14 protein-coding genes are annotated in these 15,109 nt (G+C 37.0%); 7 read left to right on the forward strand and 7 right to left on the reverse strand.

Features of this window, described 5'->3' with window-relative positions:
- Window positions 1–108 precede the first annotated feature (108 nt).
- The 3 genes from IGI97_RS08705 to IGI97_RS08715 all read left to right on the forward strand — a co-directional run bounded on the left by IGI97_RS08705 (window position 109) and on the right by IGI97_RS08715 (window position 3,590).
- Window positions 109–2,217 carry an LTA synthase family protein gene (locus IGI97_RS08705; RefSeq protein ID WP_002357869.1) on the forward strand — a complete coding sequence of 703 codons (2,109 nt, stop codon included), beginning with the start codon at window positions 109–111 and terminating at the stop codon, window positions 2,215–2,217.
- 105 nt (window positions 2,218–2,322) lie between these two features.
- Window positions 2,323–3,024 carry a hypothetical protein gene (locus IGI97_RS08710; RefSeq protein ID WP_002357870.1) on the forward strand — a complete coding sequence of 234 codons (702 nt, stop codon included), beginning with the start codon at window positions 2,323–2,325 and terminating at the stop codon, window positions 3,022–3,024.
- Window positions 3,025–3,038: 14 nt separating this feature from the next.
- The gene (locus IGI97_RS08715) at window positions 3,039–3,590 is read left to right on the forward strand and encodes a hypothetical protein (RefSeq protein ID WP_002357871.1); all 552 of its coding nucleotides are present in this window, start codon (window positions 3,039–3,041) and stop codon (window positions 3,588–3,590) included.
- A 37-nt stretch (window positions 3,591–3,627) separates the two neighbouring features.
- Here IGI97_RS08715 and IGI97_RS08720 read toward each other — a convergent pair whose 3' ends face one another.
- Both IGI97_RS08720 and IGI97_RS08725 read right to left on the reverse strand, forming a co-directional pair.
- Window positions 3,628–5,097 carry a sensor histidine kinase gene (locus IGI97_RS08720; RefSeq protein ID WP_002357872.1) on the reverse strand — a complete coding sequence of 490 codons (1,470 nt, stop codon included), beginning with the start codon at window positions 5,095–5,097 and terminating at the stop codon, window positions 3,628–3,630.
- Window positions 5,097–5,816: a response regulator transcription factor gene (locus tag IGI97_RS08725; RefSeq protein WP_002381953.1), complete on the reverse strand. Its 720-nt coding sequence runs from the start codon at window positions 5,814–5,816 to the stop codon at window positions 5,097–5,099. Before IGI97_RS08725 ends, IGI97_RS08720 begins: the two co-directional genes overlap by 1 nt.
- A 214-nt stretch (window positions 5,817–6,030) precedes the next feature.
- Here IGI97_RS08725 and IGI97_RS08730 point away from each other — a divergent pair, with 214 nt between their 5' ends.
- Complete coding sequence (locus IGI97_RS08730) at window positions 6,031–6,810, forward strand: Cof-type HAD-IIB family hydrolase (RefSeq protein WP_002363786.1); 780 nt, start codon at window positions 6,031–6,033, stop codon at window positions 6,808–6,810.
- Between the two features lie 17 nt (window positions 6,811–6,827).
- Here the strand turns inward: IGI97_RS08730 and IGI97_RS08735 are convergent, their stop codons facing one another.
- Entirely contained in the window at window positions 6,828–7,034 is a 207-nt protein-coding gene (locus IGI97_RS08735; protein ID WP_002357875.1) for a hypothetical protein, read from the reverse strand.
- A 231-nt stretch (window positions 7,035–7,265) separates the two neighbouring features.
- Here IGI97_RS08735 and IGI97_RS08740 point away from each other — a divergent pair, with 231 nt between their 5' ends.
- A complete protein-coding gene (locus tag IGI97_RS08740) occupies window positions 7,266–8,042 on the forward strand; it encodes a threonine/serine exporter family protein (protein ID WP_002395070.1) in 777 nt (258 codons plus the stop codon).
- Between the two features lie 11 nt (window positions 8,043–8,053).
- Window positions 8,054–8,515 (forward strand): threonine/serine exporter family protein, encoded by a 462-nt coding sequence (locus IGI97_RS08745; protein WP_002377734.1) that lies wholly within the window; start codon window positions 8,054–8,056, stop codon window positions 8,513–8,515.
- Window positions 8,516–8,546: 31 nt separating this feature from the next.
- On the opposite strand, the gene IGI97_RS08750 is transcribed toward IGI97_RS08745, so the two are convergent.
- The 4 genes from IGI97_RS08750 to IGI97_RS08765 form a co-directional block, all read right to left on the reverse strand.
- Window positions 8,547–9,314, reverse strand: coding sequence for an ABC transporter ATP-binding protein (locus tag IGI97_RS08750; protein WP_438738434.1), 768 nt, complete (start codon window positions 9,312–9,314; stop codon window positions 8,547–8,549).
- Window positions 9,311–10,198, reverse strand: a complete 888-nt coding sequence (locus IGI97_RS08755; protein ID WP_002357879.1) for an ABC transporter permease — start codon at window positions 10,196–10,198, stop codon at window positions 9,311–9,313. Before IGI97_RS08755 ends, IGI97_RS08750 begins: the two co-directional genes overlap by 4 nt.
- A gap of 24 nt (window positions 10,199–10,222) precedes the next feature.
- Window positions 10,223–11,212 carry a tryptophan ABC transporter substrate-binding protein gene (gene trpX / locus IGI97_RS08760; RefSeq protein ID WP_438738436.1) on the reverse strand — a complete coding sequence of 330 codons (990 nt, stop codon included), beginning with the start codon at window positions 11,210–11,212 and terminating at the stop codon, window positions 10,223–10,225.
- A gap of 1,219 nt (window positions 11,213–12,431) precedes the next feature.
- The gene (locus IGI97_RS08765) at window positions 12,432–13,091 is read right to left on the reverse strand and encodes a hypothetical protein (protein WP_438738803.1); all 660 of its coding nucleotides are present in this window, start codon (window positions 13,089–13,091) and stop codon (window positions 12,432–12,434) included.
- Between the two features lie 219 nt (window positions 13,092–13,310).
- Here IGI97_RS08765 and efbA point away from each other — a divergent pair, with 219 nt between their 5' ends.
- Window positions 13,311–15,023 (forward strand): fibronectin-binding protein EfbA, encoded by a 1,713-nt coding sequence (gene efbA / locus IGI97_RS08770; protein WP_202522479.1) that lies wholly within the window; start codon window positions 13,311–13,313, stop codon window positions 15,021–15,023.
- The last annotated feature ends 86 nt before the right edge of the window (window positions 15,024–15,109 follow it).

Consider the following 15,109-nt stretch of genomic DNA (forward strand, 5'->3'; position numbering starts at 1 on the left):
AGAATTGACATAAAATTTGTGAAAGAGTAAAATTAAAGCGATATTGTAAAATACGAAATTTACCTAATTTTACTTTTATAGAATCATCGTTTAGAAAGGACGTTTATTTTGAAAAAATTATTTAAAACAAATATTTTGAACACGCGACTGGGGTTATTCTCGCTAATCGCCATCTTATTGTGGCTAAAAAACCTCTTTGCGTACGCCGTTGATTTCCATTTACGTTTGGAAAATATTAACGAGTATTTCATACTCTTAATTAATCCAATTGCCACAACGGTCTTTTTATTAGCCATCGCTTTGTATGTTCGCCGTAAAAAAGCTTCTTATATTACAATGATGATTATTTACTTCTTGATGAGTTTACTGCTCTTCTCAAATGTCGTGTATTATCGAGAATTTACTGACTTCATCACAGTTAATACGATGCTTGGTGCTGGCAAAGTAGCTAGCGGTCTTGGCGAAAGTGCCTTACGTCTCTTTAGACCTTATGACGTCATTTATTTCTTAGACTTCATTATTATTGGCGTATTATTATTAACGAAAAAAATTAAAACAGATGCGCGTCCAGTCCGCGCACGTGTAGCAGTCTCTGTCACACTCCTTTCTGTTGTCTTTTTCTTATTCAATCTATTTATGGCTGAAACAGAACGTCCCCAATTATTAGGACGTCAATTCTCTCGTGACTATATCGTGAAATTCTTAGGCTTAAATGCCTTTACCGTGTACGATGGCATTACAACTTACCAAACAAACCAAGTCCGTGCAGAAGCTAGTGCTAACGATATGAAACAAGTTGAAGATTACGTGAAACAACAATATGCGGCACCCGATGATAGTAAGTTTGGTATTGCAAAAGGCAAAAATGTAATTTATATCCATTTAGAAAGTTTCCAACAATTTTTAGTTAATTACAAATTAAAAGATGAAAATGGCGTAGAACACGAAGTCACACCATTTATCAATAGTCTTTACAATAGTAAAAGTACCTTTAGCTTTGATAACTTCTTCCACCAAGTTGGTCAAGGAAAAACAAGTGATGCCGAAACGTTACTTGAAAATTCACTCTTTGGTTTAGACCAAGGTTCACTCTTTACACAAGTTGGTGGGAAAAATACGTTTGAAGCAGCACCCGATATTTTAAAACAAACGCAAGGTTACACTAGCGCTGCTTTCCACGGAAATGCCGGTAACTTCTGGAATCGAAATGAAACCTATAAACGTTTAGGCTATGACTATTTCTTTGATGCTAGTTATTATGATGTTAATTCAGATAACTCATTCCAATATGGGTTACACGATAAACCATTCTTTAATCAATCCGTTCAATATTTAGAACATTTACAACAACCGTTCTATTCTAAATTTATTGCTGTATCCAATCATTATCCTTATTCTCAATTTACAAACGATGAAGCAGGATTCCCAATTGCAAAAACCTCTGACGAAACAATTAATGGTTACTTTGCAACAGCGAATTATTTAGATAAAGCGGTAGAAGAATTCTTTAACTACTTGAAATCTTCAGGTCTCTATGAAAACTCAGTCATTGTTCTTTATGGCGATCACTATGGGGTTTCTAATTCAAGAAACCAAAACTTAGCAGAATTAGTAGGTAAAACCAAAGCAGATTGGAACGATTTTGACAACGCCAATATGCAACGTGTTCCTTATATGATTCACGTTCCTGGTCAAGAAAATGGCGGTGTGAACCATACGTATGGCGGCCAAGTTGATGCCTTACCAACCCTTCTACACTTGCTTGGTGTCGATACGAAAAACTACATTCAGTTAGGCCAAGATTTATTCTCTAAACAACACAATCAAATCGTTGCTTTCCGCAACGGCAATGTTGTAACACCTAAATATACTATTTTAGGTTCTAGCATTTACGATACTAAAACAGGCACTTTAATTACAGAGCCAACCGAAGAAGTTAAGAAAGAAGTCGCTGATTTAAAAGCCAAAGCGACGAAACAATTAGAAACGTCTGACCAAATTACTAACGGTGACTTGCTTCGTTTCTATACCAATAGCGGCTTAAAACCAGTTAACCCAGAAGACTATGATTACAAGAACCAATTGCAACAACTGGAAGCAATTGAAAAAGAAAAAGGTGAAAAATCAACGAGTGTTTACAGTAAAAACAATAATAAATCAACCGTTGATGAATATCACACTGACAGTTATCAAGGCTATCAAAAAACGGGTAAATAAATCTTCAAAAAGCTTGAGCAATTTGCTCAAGCTTTTTTGCTACTTTTTCATAATTAATTCATATTATTTCACTATACTAAAGATAGTTTAGAGAGGTGAAAGTTGATGAGAAGTGTCCGTTACGCTACAGCTAGTAGTTTTTATCATAAAAAAATCACGTTAATCACTGCACTCTTCTTCTTCCTGTTCTCTTTCTTATTGACAGGGCTGTTTAACTTGATTGATTTTGAAAAAGAGTTTTTACGAACGATGCCAGACTTTGTCGATATTGAAAAACAAACTAGTTACCATTACCAACTGATCCAATACTATTGGCACCTCTATCTAGGTAGTGTCATTTTCTTTGGTGTTACTTTTCTTCTGTTGATGTATGTGACATTACGCATAAAAAAGGAAGAAATACATACATGGTATCACATGCACTTTTCAAATATGTATGTCACCAAACAGCTCTTACTAGAGTTATGTTTACCGGCTCTATTAGGAATTTTCAGTTTTTTACTTTTCACTTTAATGTTTCAAGAAACGTATAATACTGTTCTTTGGGCTGCTCGTGATGCTATTTTACAGTGGTCTCATTTGGAAACTCCAGCATTTTTAGCTAAAAGTACCGACCAGGATGTCACGATTACAAATATCCAGCATTTAGGGATTCAAACGATCCAAGCGTTTTCTTTTGATTTTAAAAGTATGCAGTCACTTTATACAATCCGTAATTGCTTTGTTAACTGCTTAATCTTGCTTGGTATTCCTCTTGTTTGCGGGACTCCTTTTACATTGATTTATTTACGCACACATCAGAAATAAGGGAGGGATTTTCTATGAATGTCACACCATCATTCAAAAAAACAACCGAAAAAAAATCCTCATTCGACGCGTTAGCTTTGCGAGAAGTTTATGGAATCATTTATTCTGCTCCAGAACAAGAACTCGCATTGGCCGATGTTTTCCAAACAAACCAACTAACCATTACTAGGCTTTCTTCTAGTGAAACCTTTCTGCCCTACTTGCCATTAGAAGAAAATTTATTTATCGCTAGTACGATCAAAGAACGGGATCGAAAAGTAGTTCTAGCCGAAGCTTTCCAGGTGTTCCAATTAGAACCTGCCTTACTTGGTCGTTCATTTACTTCTTTTACGACTTTTGAAAAAATTAAAATGCGCATAATACAACTTTTGCTTTCAAAAACAAGTACATTAGTGATTGATGACATCTTTTCTTCATTAACGATTGGACAACGTCAAGAAATTTTACCTCAATTAAAAATAGCAGTTCAAAAAAGAAACAAGCGCTTGCTATTTCTGACAAAAGATCCACAAATTATTGATAGTCCCTATGTGCACCCTCTGTCTCTACATGCGTTATTAAACTAAAAAAACGTCTGGCACTGATTGTGACCAGACGTTTTCTTTAGTTTTCAGTAATTTCAACATCAGGAAATGAAATAATAAATGTGGTGCCTTTACCAAGTTCACTTTCAACATTGATTTTTCCTTTATGCAAACGGACCAATTGTTGAACGATTGGTAAGCCTAATCCTGATTCTCCATATTTCGTATTTTTACGGGATGGATCTACTTTGTAATAACGATCCCAGATATTCAGAATTTGCTCTTCCGTCATGCCGATTCCTGTATCAGAAATACGGACAATAGTTTCTAAATAGCCTTTTTCTAAAGCAATATGAATTTCGCCATTTTCAGTAAATTGGATGGCATTTTGAACAATATTGACAACTACTTGAACGAAACGATCATAATCGGCATACACATCAATTGGTTCGGTGGTGTCTAAATACAATTGATTACCGGCGGCTTCAGCTTTGGCCGTTAGTTGAGTCACAATATTTTCTAAAGCTTCTGTTCCGTTGAACTTCTTCACAACAATTTGAATCTGGTTGGTCCGAATTTTTTCATAATCAAGATTTTCATTGACTAAGCGAATCAAGCGAGCGGTCTCATTCTGCATCAGTTTAATCGCATTCTCTTTTTGATTTTCAGGAATAGCATTATACTGCAATCCCTCTAACAAGCCATTAATAGTTGTTAAAGGCGTCCGCATTTCATGAGAGGCATCCGCCATAAATTGACGACGGCGCTCTTCTTGCCGATTGATTTCTTCTTGTGATTCTTTTAAAGACGCGGCCATTTTATTAAAATCTTCTGCTAGGTCATCAAATTCATCTTTGTCATGAACCGGTAATTGAATATCAAAATTTCCACTAGTAATTTCTTTGGTGGCTTTACGCATCCGATTAATTCGTTTCACTTGGAAAGTCGCAAATAGATAACTTAGTAACAAGGCAATCACACCAGAAAAAATAAAGCCTTTAATCAAGTTTTGTGTCACGGACTGAACACTTCGGTCAACGTTTTTGGCAGGTTGTGTAATAACGAGTGAACCAATAATCACTTTTTTATCAGAAGACTGATTTGATGCATACACCGGTAACATTACATAGGACGAAGTATTTCGGGCCCCGTAAATATCAATGTTTTCTGTTGCATAAACACGATTGCCTTTCATGATTTGATCCCAATTTTTATCGATTAAGGAAAAGTCTAATTTTTTTGTGCTATCAACTGGTGGGTACTGCACTTCGCGGTCCTTGTTAATAAACACAAATTGCACATCTTGCTTCTGGAGTACACGTTCAGTCAACTGAAATGAATAGGATAAAACATCTCGATCCGAAACGCCTGCGACATTAATAAAAAAGTCACGTGTTTCTAAAGCCGATTCTGCATAACCATACAGCTGTTCATAGTTATTTTCTTGCATTGTGCGCTTGGTCAATTGTGTGAAAGACGTTCCGACAATGAGAATTATCAGAGCAATCACACCTATAAAAGCAAGTAATTGTTGATACAAATACTTCATTAAGCAACACCTGAATCGTCGAATTTATACCCTACGCCCCAAACCGTTTGGATGACTTGAGGACCTACTTTTTCAATTTTTTGTCGTAATTTTTTGATATGGGCATCAACTGTCCGTTCATCGCCAAAGTATTGATAGTCCCAAACCAATTCTAGTAGTTGTTCGCGTGAAAAGACTTGGCGTGGTTTTTTTGCTAAAGTGTATAGCAAATCAAATTCTTTAGGTGTTAAGCCTTCAATTAATTGATTATCTAAATATGTTTCTCGTGTTTTCGTATTCATTTTAAAATGATCCGTAATCACGTCAAATGTTTCATCTGTATTCTCAGACGTATCATGCGCAGCCTCTGCCACCTCGGCACGACGATGTAGAGCTTTCATCCGTGCAATCAAAGTTAATGGACTAAATGGTTTTGTCACATAATCATCCGCACCCATTTCAAGGCCAATTACTTGGTCACTTTCAGAATCACGAGCGGTCAACATAATAATGGGAACATTGGCTGAAACTTTGCGAATTTCACGACAAACAGCCATCCCATCCATACTAGGTAAGTTTAAGTCTAACGTAATCATGTCCCATTTTTCTGGCGAAGCAAGAAAAGTCGCCAATCCTTCTTTGCCATCATCTTTAAAGGTAGCTTCCCACCCTTCATTTAAGAAAAACATTTGCATCATTTCTGAGACGGATTCATTGTCTTCAATCATTAATATATTCATTTCATTCACTCCTTATTCACTTTTCATAAAACTGCTCTATTGTAGTATACTCTAAAATTGAATTTGTACCAACCGATTCTATATTTCTTCAAAAATCCTTTACAGAACCATCAAAAATCACTTTTTTTCCTGCTCTTTTAAAGAAAACGATGGGAACCCATTGTCTTTTCAGAAAAGTTTGTTAAAATAACAAGCGTAGAGAGGATGTTAGGGTATGGATAAAATGAAAGCTATTACTTTTTTTGATTTAGATGGAACTTTGTTAGATGGAACATCGCAAATTACTCCTGAGATTACCGCAGCAGTGGCGGCCTTGAAAGACAATCAAATTTTACCTTTAATTGCGACAGGACGGACCTTGTGTGAGATTCAGCCAATCATGAAAGCCAGTGGTATTGACTCAGCGATTGTAATGAACGGGCAATTTATTCATTATGAAGGAAAAACGATTTATTCAGATGAATTTACAACAGAGGAATGTGTTTCACTGCATGAACATGTCAAACAGCGTGGTCATGAATTGGCTTTTTACAATGAGCGCCGTATTTTTTGTACAGGGCATACTGGCACAGTGAAACAAGCCTATGATTATATTCATTCAGCTGTTCCAGAAATTGATCCCACAGGTTATGAGAATGATGCCGTCAACATGATGTTGGTCTTAAGTCAACATGGCGATGATGATGAATATTACTATGAGCGGTTTCCTGAATTGACCTTTTATCGCAATGGTCCTTTTTCAATTGATATTGTTCGTAAAGGGGTCTCTAAAGGCTCTGGTGTCAAAAATCTTTTTAACACCTTGGGATTAAACGGCATTCCCACTTATGCCTTTGGTGATGGAATCAATGATTTGGCGCTGTTTGAGGCCTGTGATTATGGAATTGCCATGGGTAATGCGCGAGAAGAACTAAAAGAAAAAGCCACCTTTATTTCAACTAAAAATACTGAGAATGGCATTGTTAATGGCTTGAAAAAATTTGATTTACTATAAGAGAAAACTACCTTCTTCTATTGATGTACTTTAGAAGAAGGTAGTTCTTTTGTATGTTCATTTTTCTTTTTCTGCTGTGCACAGAGAGCTACTCCCACTACTTGAATCAGCAAAATCGCTCCCAACAAACAACTTAATACGATGTTTCCTGATAGGATTGTTCTTCTGATTAAAATAATTAATACAACACTGCTAATTCCGTAGAGTAACCATTGGTTGTCCATTTTTATTGACCCCTTTGTTTTTCTATGTTTAGGATAGGATGTTTCCTACTAAAATGCAAGGAAAGATCCTAGATTCTTACAACTAACCCATAATTTTTACTAATTCCTTATTTGTTTTCATTTATTCTTAAGATTCGTTTCATTTTTGTAAAAAATCACACTTTTTTTCTATCTCTGTTTTAAATTGCGTACAGTTCTTAAAAAAAATGATACACTAAAAGTGAACTCGAAATGAAAGGAGCCATTCCTTTGGTTAATAGCGAAAAAAGAAAACAATTAATTATTGATACTTGCATTTTAGCTGGAAAAATTATGCTGGAAAGCGGATCTGAAGTATATAGAACCGAAGATACAATTACTCGGATTGCTACAAATGCTGGCGAGCCAGAGAGCGTTTGTTACACGACGGCTACAGGGATTTTCGTGGGTTTTCGTTCCAGTAATTATACGCAATTAGAAAACATCCCCCAGCGCTCGATTAATTTGGAAAAAGTTAGCCTTGTCAATCAATTATCAAGAGAATTTGCGCAAAAAGATATTACTTTACCAGAGCTTTATCAGCGTTTAACTCTATTAGAAACGGATACCCCCACTTTTTCAATTTCGTTACGCTTGTTAGCAGCCGGGATTGTTAGTTGTACGTTAATGTACATTTTTGGTGGCACTTGGCAAGATTTTATTGCAACTTTTTTTGTTGGCGTGATTGGGTATGCTAGTTATCTTTTTACCCAAAAGTTATTCCAAGTTCCTTACCTCGATTCATTCGCAGCCGCTTTTGTCATTGGTTTGTTGGCCTATTTGGCTGTGCATTTTCACTTAGCGGTCAACATCGATAATATTATTATTGGTGCGGTGATGCCATTAGTTCCAGGTGTGGCGATTACGAACTCTTTTCGCGACATTTTAGCCGGCCACCTCATCAGCGGGACGGCGCGAGGGACAGAAGCTATTTTTATTGCTGGGTCTGTTGGCCTGGGAATTGCCTTGATTTTTAAATTATTTATGTAAGGAGTGTTCAAATGGAACTAATTTTTCATCTTCTCTTTAGTTTTTTAGCGACTGTGACGTTTGGTATTATCACGAACATTCCTCGTAAAGCACTGGTGGCTTGTGGCATTACTGGCATGACAGGCTGGATGATTTATTATCTCTTAACGCAAACTTTTGATGCTAGTCAAACCTTTGCAAACTTTTTAGGAACGGTCGGGTTAGGAATCGCTAGTATCTTTTTTTCCCGTTACAAAAAAATGCCGATGATTATTTTTTATATTCCAAGTTTGGTTCCTTTAGTGCCAGGAGGCCCTGCCTATCAAGCGGTTCGGAGCATTTTATTAGGAAATATTGATGACGGTTTGCAGTTGATTTTAAAAGTTGTCTTTACTGCTGCAGCTATCGCAGCGGGCTTTATGGTGACCTCGCTACTGGAACGAATTGTCAAACGTTTTTTCCCCAAGCGACTCTTCCGATTGGTCAAAAAATAAAAAAACAAGCTCATTTTCTGAGCTTGTTTTTTTATTCTACTTCTTCAAAGAACAGCAACAAATCTTGTAGCGTTAATTGTGCTTTTTCAGCAGCGTTTAAATCTTGAACAATTTTACCTTTTTGTAAAACAATTAAACGATTGCCATATCGTAAAGCATCTTCCATTCGATGGGTAATCATTAAACAAGTTAAGTTCCCTTCTTCAATCCGTTGTTCCGTTAAGTGCATCAACTGCTTGGATGTTTTGGGATCTAAGGCAGCAGTATGCTCATCTAAAAGTAATAATTCTGGTTTTGTGATAGTGGCCATTAATAAACTTAAGGCTTGGCGTTGACCGCCAGAAAGGTTACCTGTCGGTGTATCCAGATGATTTTCCAAGCCATTGCCAATTTCTTGACAGATTTTTGTAAATAAGGCGCGTTGCTCATTTATCTTCCGTAATGTTAAGGGACGTTTTTGTCCGCGTTTCATGGCAAGCAATAAATTTTCTGCCACAGTCATTCTTGGAGCTGTCCCCATTTTAGGATCTTGAAAAACACGCGCTAGAGATTTGGCCCGTTTGACTTCAGAAAGATTGGTGCGATTGACTCCTTCAATTAAAAATTGTCCTTCTGTTAGTGTCAAAGTTCCTGCTAAACTATTGAATAGCGTACTCTTGCCTGCGCCATTTCCACCTAAAACAGTAATGAAGTCCCCAGGATAAATGGCTAAGTTCACATGATCCAAAATCACTTTTTTTTCATTCATCCCATTATCAATGATTTTTGTCGCATTTTTTAATTCAACAACTGGTTTCATTTCGTTTCCCCCTTATCAGAAAAGCCGTGTAGTCGTAATGCTTTTTTCAATTGTGGGATCATTAAACAGATTGCTAAAATCACTGCTGAGAAGATTTTCAAATACGTCGTATCAAAGCCTAATTTAATCACTAATAAAATCAATAGTTGATAAATAATACTCCCTACAACAATCGCCATCAACCGTTCACCAAACGTTAATTCTCCAAACAGTACTTCACCAATAATGAGTGAAGCCAAGCCAATCACAATGACACCGGTTCCTTTACTTACATCCGCATATCCATCATTTTGGGCAATCAAAGCGCCAGATAAGCCAATCAAGCCATTCGATAAAACCAATCCTAAAATTTTCATGCGATCCGTTTGAATGCCAATCGAGCGAGCCATTTCTTCATTGTCACCTGTCGCAATATAGGCTTGTCCTAAACTAGTGTTAAAGAAAAATAACAGTAAAATCATTACCACAGCCAAAACACTAATCCCTAAAAAAATAGTATCATAATAATCGGGTAAGGCCATTTTTTGAAAAACATCTTGAATCTTCGGTTGGTTTAATAAAGACTTATTTGGCGACTTCATCACAAATAAAATCACGGAATTTAAACCAGACATCACTAAAATTCCTGCTAAAATAATTGGAATTTTTCCTTTTGTAAATAGTAAACCAGTCACTAAACCGGCAAGCATTCCTGCTCCGACCCCTAAAAGAGTCGCTACAAATGGTGAAACCCCTGTTGTAATGGCAGTTACACAAACCGCCCCTCCTAACGGAAATGAACCTTCTGTGGTCATATCTGGAAAATTTAAAATACGATAAGTCATAAAAATACCTAGTCCTAACAAGGCCCATAACATTCCTTGTCCAATTGCTGAAACAATCATCGCTTCTCCTACTTTCTTTGATAATTAGTTAATCAATTTCGATTTTTTTGCTAACTCCGCGGGAATCGTAATTCCTAACTTTTGCGCTTGTTTTTCATTGATAATTGTGTCGCCTGTATTAAAGGTATAAATGGGTGTAGTTGCTGGTTGACTTTTTCCAGACAGAACCTCTGCTGCCATTTTGCCGGCTTGTACCCCCAATGCATGTTGATTAATCCCTACAGTTGCTAAACCGCCTTGTTCTACCATTGTATCCACCGAAGGAATAATCGGCGTCTTGGTTCGATTTGCTTCTCCGACTACCGTTTGCATGGCATTAGCAATCGTATTATCAGTTGGTATATAAATCACATCTGTTTCCTTAGTCATCACTTGAACCGTTTGTGCAATTTCATTACTTGATGGCACAGCATATGTTTTCACTGTCAATCCTTTGGCTTCAGCTGCTTTCTGCGCTTCAGCTACTTGGTATCGAGAGTTTTCTTCTGAGGAAGCATAGAGAATACCTATTTTTTTGGCAGCTGGTATCAATTCTTTTAGTAAATCCATCTGGGCTGACAAAGGTGATTGATCACTAACACCCGTGATGTTACCGCCTGGCTTTTGATTGTCTTTCACCAATCCAGCACTAACAGGGTCCGTAATGGCGCCTAAAATGATTGGGATTTCTTGGGTAGTGTTGGCTAACGCTTGCGCAGCTGGCGTGGCGATGCCAATTAAAACGTCTGCCTTTTTTTGTACTAATTGTTGACTCATGATTGCTAACTTACTCTGGTCGGCTTGACCATTTTGAAAAATAATTTCTAAGTTTTTGCCTTTGTCATAGCCATTTTCCTTTAACCCTTCTTTAACACCTTTATAAATTTCGTCCAATGCGGGGTGACTGACAAACTGCAAAACCCCTACAGTAACTGTTTCTTTCTTTGAATTTGTCACTTTTTGATTCACAAAAAAAGCACCAATTAAATAAATAGCTAATAAAGACACGACAAACGTTAAACGTTTATTTTTCATTTTGCATTCTCCTAACTGCCCTTTTGTTTGGCAACTTTTTCTTTTTAATAATAAAACCATTATCTATAGGGCATTTCTTCCGTTGAAAGTGAAACTGAGATTCGTAATCCTCTGCTTAGTCAAAATCCAAGGAACACTTTTTTACAAATGTCAGGATTTAGCTGCGACGAGGATCGCAATTTTGGTGAGAATCGCAGGAGCACTTTTTTTACGATTGTGACAACGTTCTCTTCCCTCACCTTGTACTACTTATCACTCTTGAAGGCCAAACTGCGGCGAGTATACCCAGCCTGCATCTACTCTGTCACTTCGTGCCAATCGTAGTGCTTGTCAGGATTTAACTGCGACGAGGATCGCAACTTTGGTGAGAATCGCAGGAGTACTTTTTCTACGAATGGGACAACGTTCTCTTCGTTCACCTTGTACTACTCATCACTCTTAAAGGCTAAACTTCGGCGAGTATACCCAGCCTGCATCTACTCTGTCACTTTGTGCCAATCGTAGTGCTTGTCAGGATTTAACTGCGACGAGGATCGCAATTTTGGTGAGAATCGCAGGAGCACTTTTCTACGATTGTGACAACGTTCTCTTCGTTCACCTTGTGCTACTCATCATCTACTCTGTCACTTCGTGCCAATCGTAGTGATTCGTAGCAAAAAAACAACGACTTATCCTAAGTGTTTAGGAGTGGTCGTTGTTTTTATGCAAAACAAAAACCACATAGATGGGTCCTCTATGTGGTCGTTTTTTCTTCTTGAATATAACCAGCATAGATACACTTTTTAGAATAAGTCTTCTAAAGTTGTATCTATGAAAGAATCATACATACAACTATCTACGCCAGTTTTGCCATGATTGGTGCATTTCTTTTACGTTAGATAATTGTGTCATGTATTTTCCCTCCTAGTTATGTTGTTAAAGGTAGTCTACACTATATTGATTTTGTTCGTCAAGAAAAAGTTTTTATTTTCTTGCATTTCTTTTACTTCTAAAAAACGAGCCACTCTTATGAGAGGCTCGTTTTTCTTTATTTCAGCATATTTACCACTTAATTGTTTCGGTTTCTTTCAATTTTCACGGGAACTTTAACTGCTTGTTTTTGCGATTGAATCAGCCATAAACTTACTAAAATCGTCATTGAAATTACTAATGCCATCGAAAATCCCCTCTTTCTAATTCCTTAAAACTTTCTACAATCTAAGTTTAACATAGCTAGCTATTATTCACCAGTTTCTGGTACTGTATCAGTACTTTCTGTCGTCGTTTCAGTAGATTTAGCAACGCCAGTCGTGCTGGTCGTCGTCTGTGTTTCAGCGGTCTTTGCTGCTTCTTTTTCAGCTTCTTGCGCCGCTTTTTGCTGGTCTTTCAAAACGCCAGCCATTGGTAATCGATTTAATTCTGGTATTAATTGTGTTTTTAAATCCATAGATTTTTCGACAACCGTCCGTGTCTTTTCTTTGCCGTTTTCAAAGAAAACAAGCGTGATCTCATCGCCGCTAACATTGTATTGCTCTTGTGCTTTGCCAGCATTATAAATTAACGGATAGATATACAGCGATCGATGAAATTCATTCATTTTATCTGAATTAAACAGCTTCACCATTTGATCGTATTGCTTGCCAGACGGTTTAGCAAACATGACTGACATGGCTCCTGTTTCTTGGATTTTCTTGTCTGCTGTTTTGTAATCTAAGACACTGACTTTCTCTGATTTGATGGGTCCTGCGACTAACGATTCAACTTGAGCAGCTCGAATATTTTTTTGCATCGTTGGAATAAAAATGATTGAGCCAATTATTAATACTAATGCTACAATAGCGGTAATCATTAACAGTTTTCTTTGTCTTAATTCATAAAGTGCCTCTTTTAGTTCTTCCATAAAATTATTCAACTTCTAATCGCTCCTCGCTTTTAGTTCTTATCTATTATACTAATCATTTTCTTTCTTGCCTACCCTTGCGCTTTAATTACTAAAAAAACCAGCAAACTTCCCCAGCTTTCTAAGGAAAACCCAACTCCTTTTTAACAAGCTTCTTTCTTAAATTCAAAAACTCCGCTATAATAAAGCTATTAGTCGGAAAGAAACGAGGGATTTATTATGTCATTTGATGGCGTATTTACTCATAGCATGGTTCATGAGTTGACAGAAACACTCGTAAGTGGCCGGATTTCAAAAATCCATCAGCCTTATGAAAACGAAGTCGTTTTAGTCATTCGTGCGAAAGGTAAAAACCATAAATTATTATTATCAGCACATCCTAGTTATGCGCGCATACAACTATCTACAATTACCTATAGCAATCCGGAAACACCTCCTAATTTTGTGATGATGTTACGAAAATTTCTGGACGGTGCCATTTTAGAAACGATTCAACAAATAGAAAATGATCGCGTGATTCACTTCACCTTTTCAAAAAGAGATGAACTAGGTGACTTACAAAATATTGTTTTGATTGTTGAATTAATGGGACGTCACAGTACAATCGTTTTAGTTAACCAATCTTCTGGAAAAATCTTAGATGCGATAAAACACATTGGAATGAGCCAAAATAGTTATCGTTCGTTGCTTCCTGGAGCAACTTATATTGAACCGCCAAAACCAATGGGACTTAATCCGCTCACGGCCACAAAAGAAGAAGTCTTTGCGCTTCTTTCTACAGCTCCTGAATTAAACGGACGCTATTTACAACAACATTTCCAAGGTCTAGGCAAAGATACAGCAGACGAATTAAGTGCCCGTTTACTTGCACAACCAAATGAAAAAATGGCCATCTGGACGGAATTTTGGTCCTCAGTCACTGAAGCTGTTGTACCGACATTAACTATCACTGAAAAAAAGGAATATTTTACGCCCATTCCTTATCAATCATTAGTTGGTGAACAAACAACGTATGCGACACTCAGTGAATTACTAGATGCCTTTTATTCTGGTAAAGCAGAGAAAGACCGTGTCAAACAACAAGGCGGCGAACTAATTCGCAAAATTGAAAATGAACTAAAAAGAAATCAAAAGAAACTTAAAAAATTACAACAAACCTTAGCCGATACAGAAAACGCTGAAAATTACCGTCGCGACGGAGAACTATTAACAACCTTCATGGCACAAGTCCCAAAAGGAGCCACCGAGGTGGAATTACCAAATTATTATGAAGAAAATGCACCGTTGCGTATCTCGCTAAATCCTGCACTTTCACCTAATCAAAATGCACAAAAATATTTTCAAAAATATCAAAAATTGAAAAATGCTGTCCGAGTTGTTAAGACACAAATTCAGCAAACGCAACAAGAAATTTCTTATTTAGAGTCAGTTGTGGCACAACTTGAAATTGCGACACCAATGGACATTGAAGTGATTCGTGAAGAACTGATTGAGCAAGGCTATTTAAAACGTAAAAAAAATAAAAAACAAAAACAGCCGAAAAAAAGCCAACCCGATCTTTTTTATGCCACAGATAGCACACCTATTCTCGTTGGAAAAAACAATTTGCAAAATGATCAATTGACTTTACGAACCGCTAAAAAAACTGATTATTGGCTCCATGCCAAAGATATTCCTGGATCTCATGTAATTATTCGTGACGCACATCCTAGCGAAGAAACCCTTACTGAAGCCGCACTTCTAGCAGCTTATTTTTCAAAATATCGACTTTCTTCACAAGTGCCTGTTGACTATGTCCAAGTAAAACATGTGCATAAACCCAATGGAGCAAAACCAGGTTATGTGATTTATGAAAACCAACGAACGTTATATGTGACGCCAACAGAAGAATCGATCAAAAAAATCCAGCAAAATAAGGCTTCTGCTTCCTAATTATATTAAACTAAAAAACAACGTACTGCCGATTGATTGTACGTTGTTTTTTTGCATTGGCAAAGACATTTATCAAGTGATAAATA

The sequence above is a fragment of the Enterococcus sp. DIV2419 genome, from assembly GCF_051711865.1.
GTDB classification, from domain to species: domain Bacteria; phylum Bacillota; class Bacilli; order Lactobacillales; family Enterococcaceae; genus Enterococcus; species Enterococcus faecalis.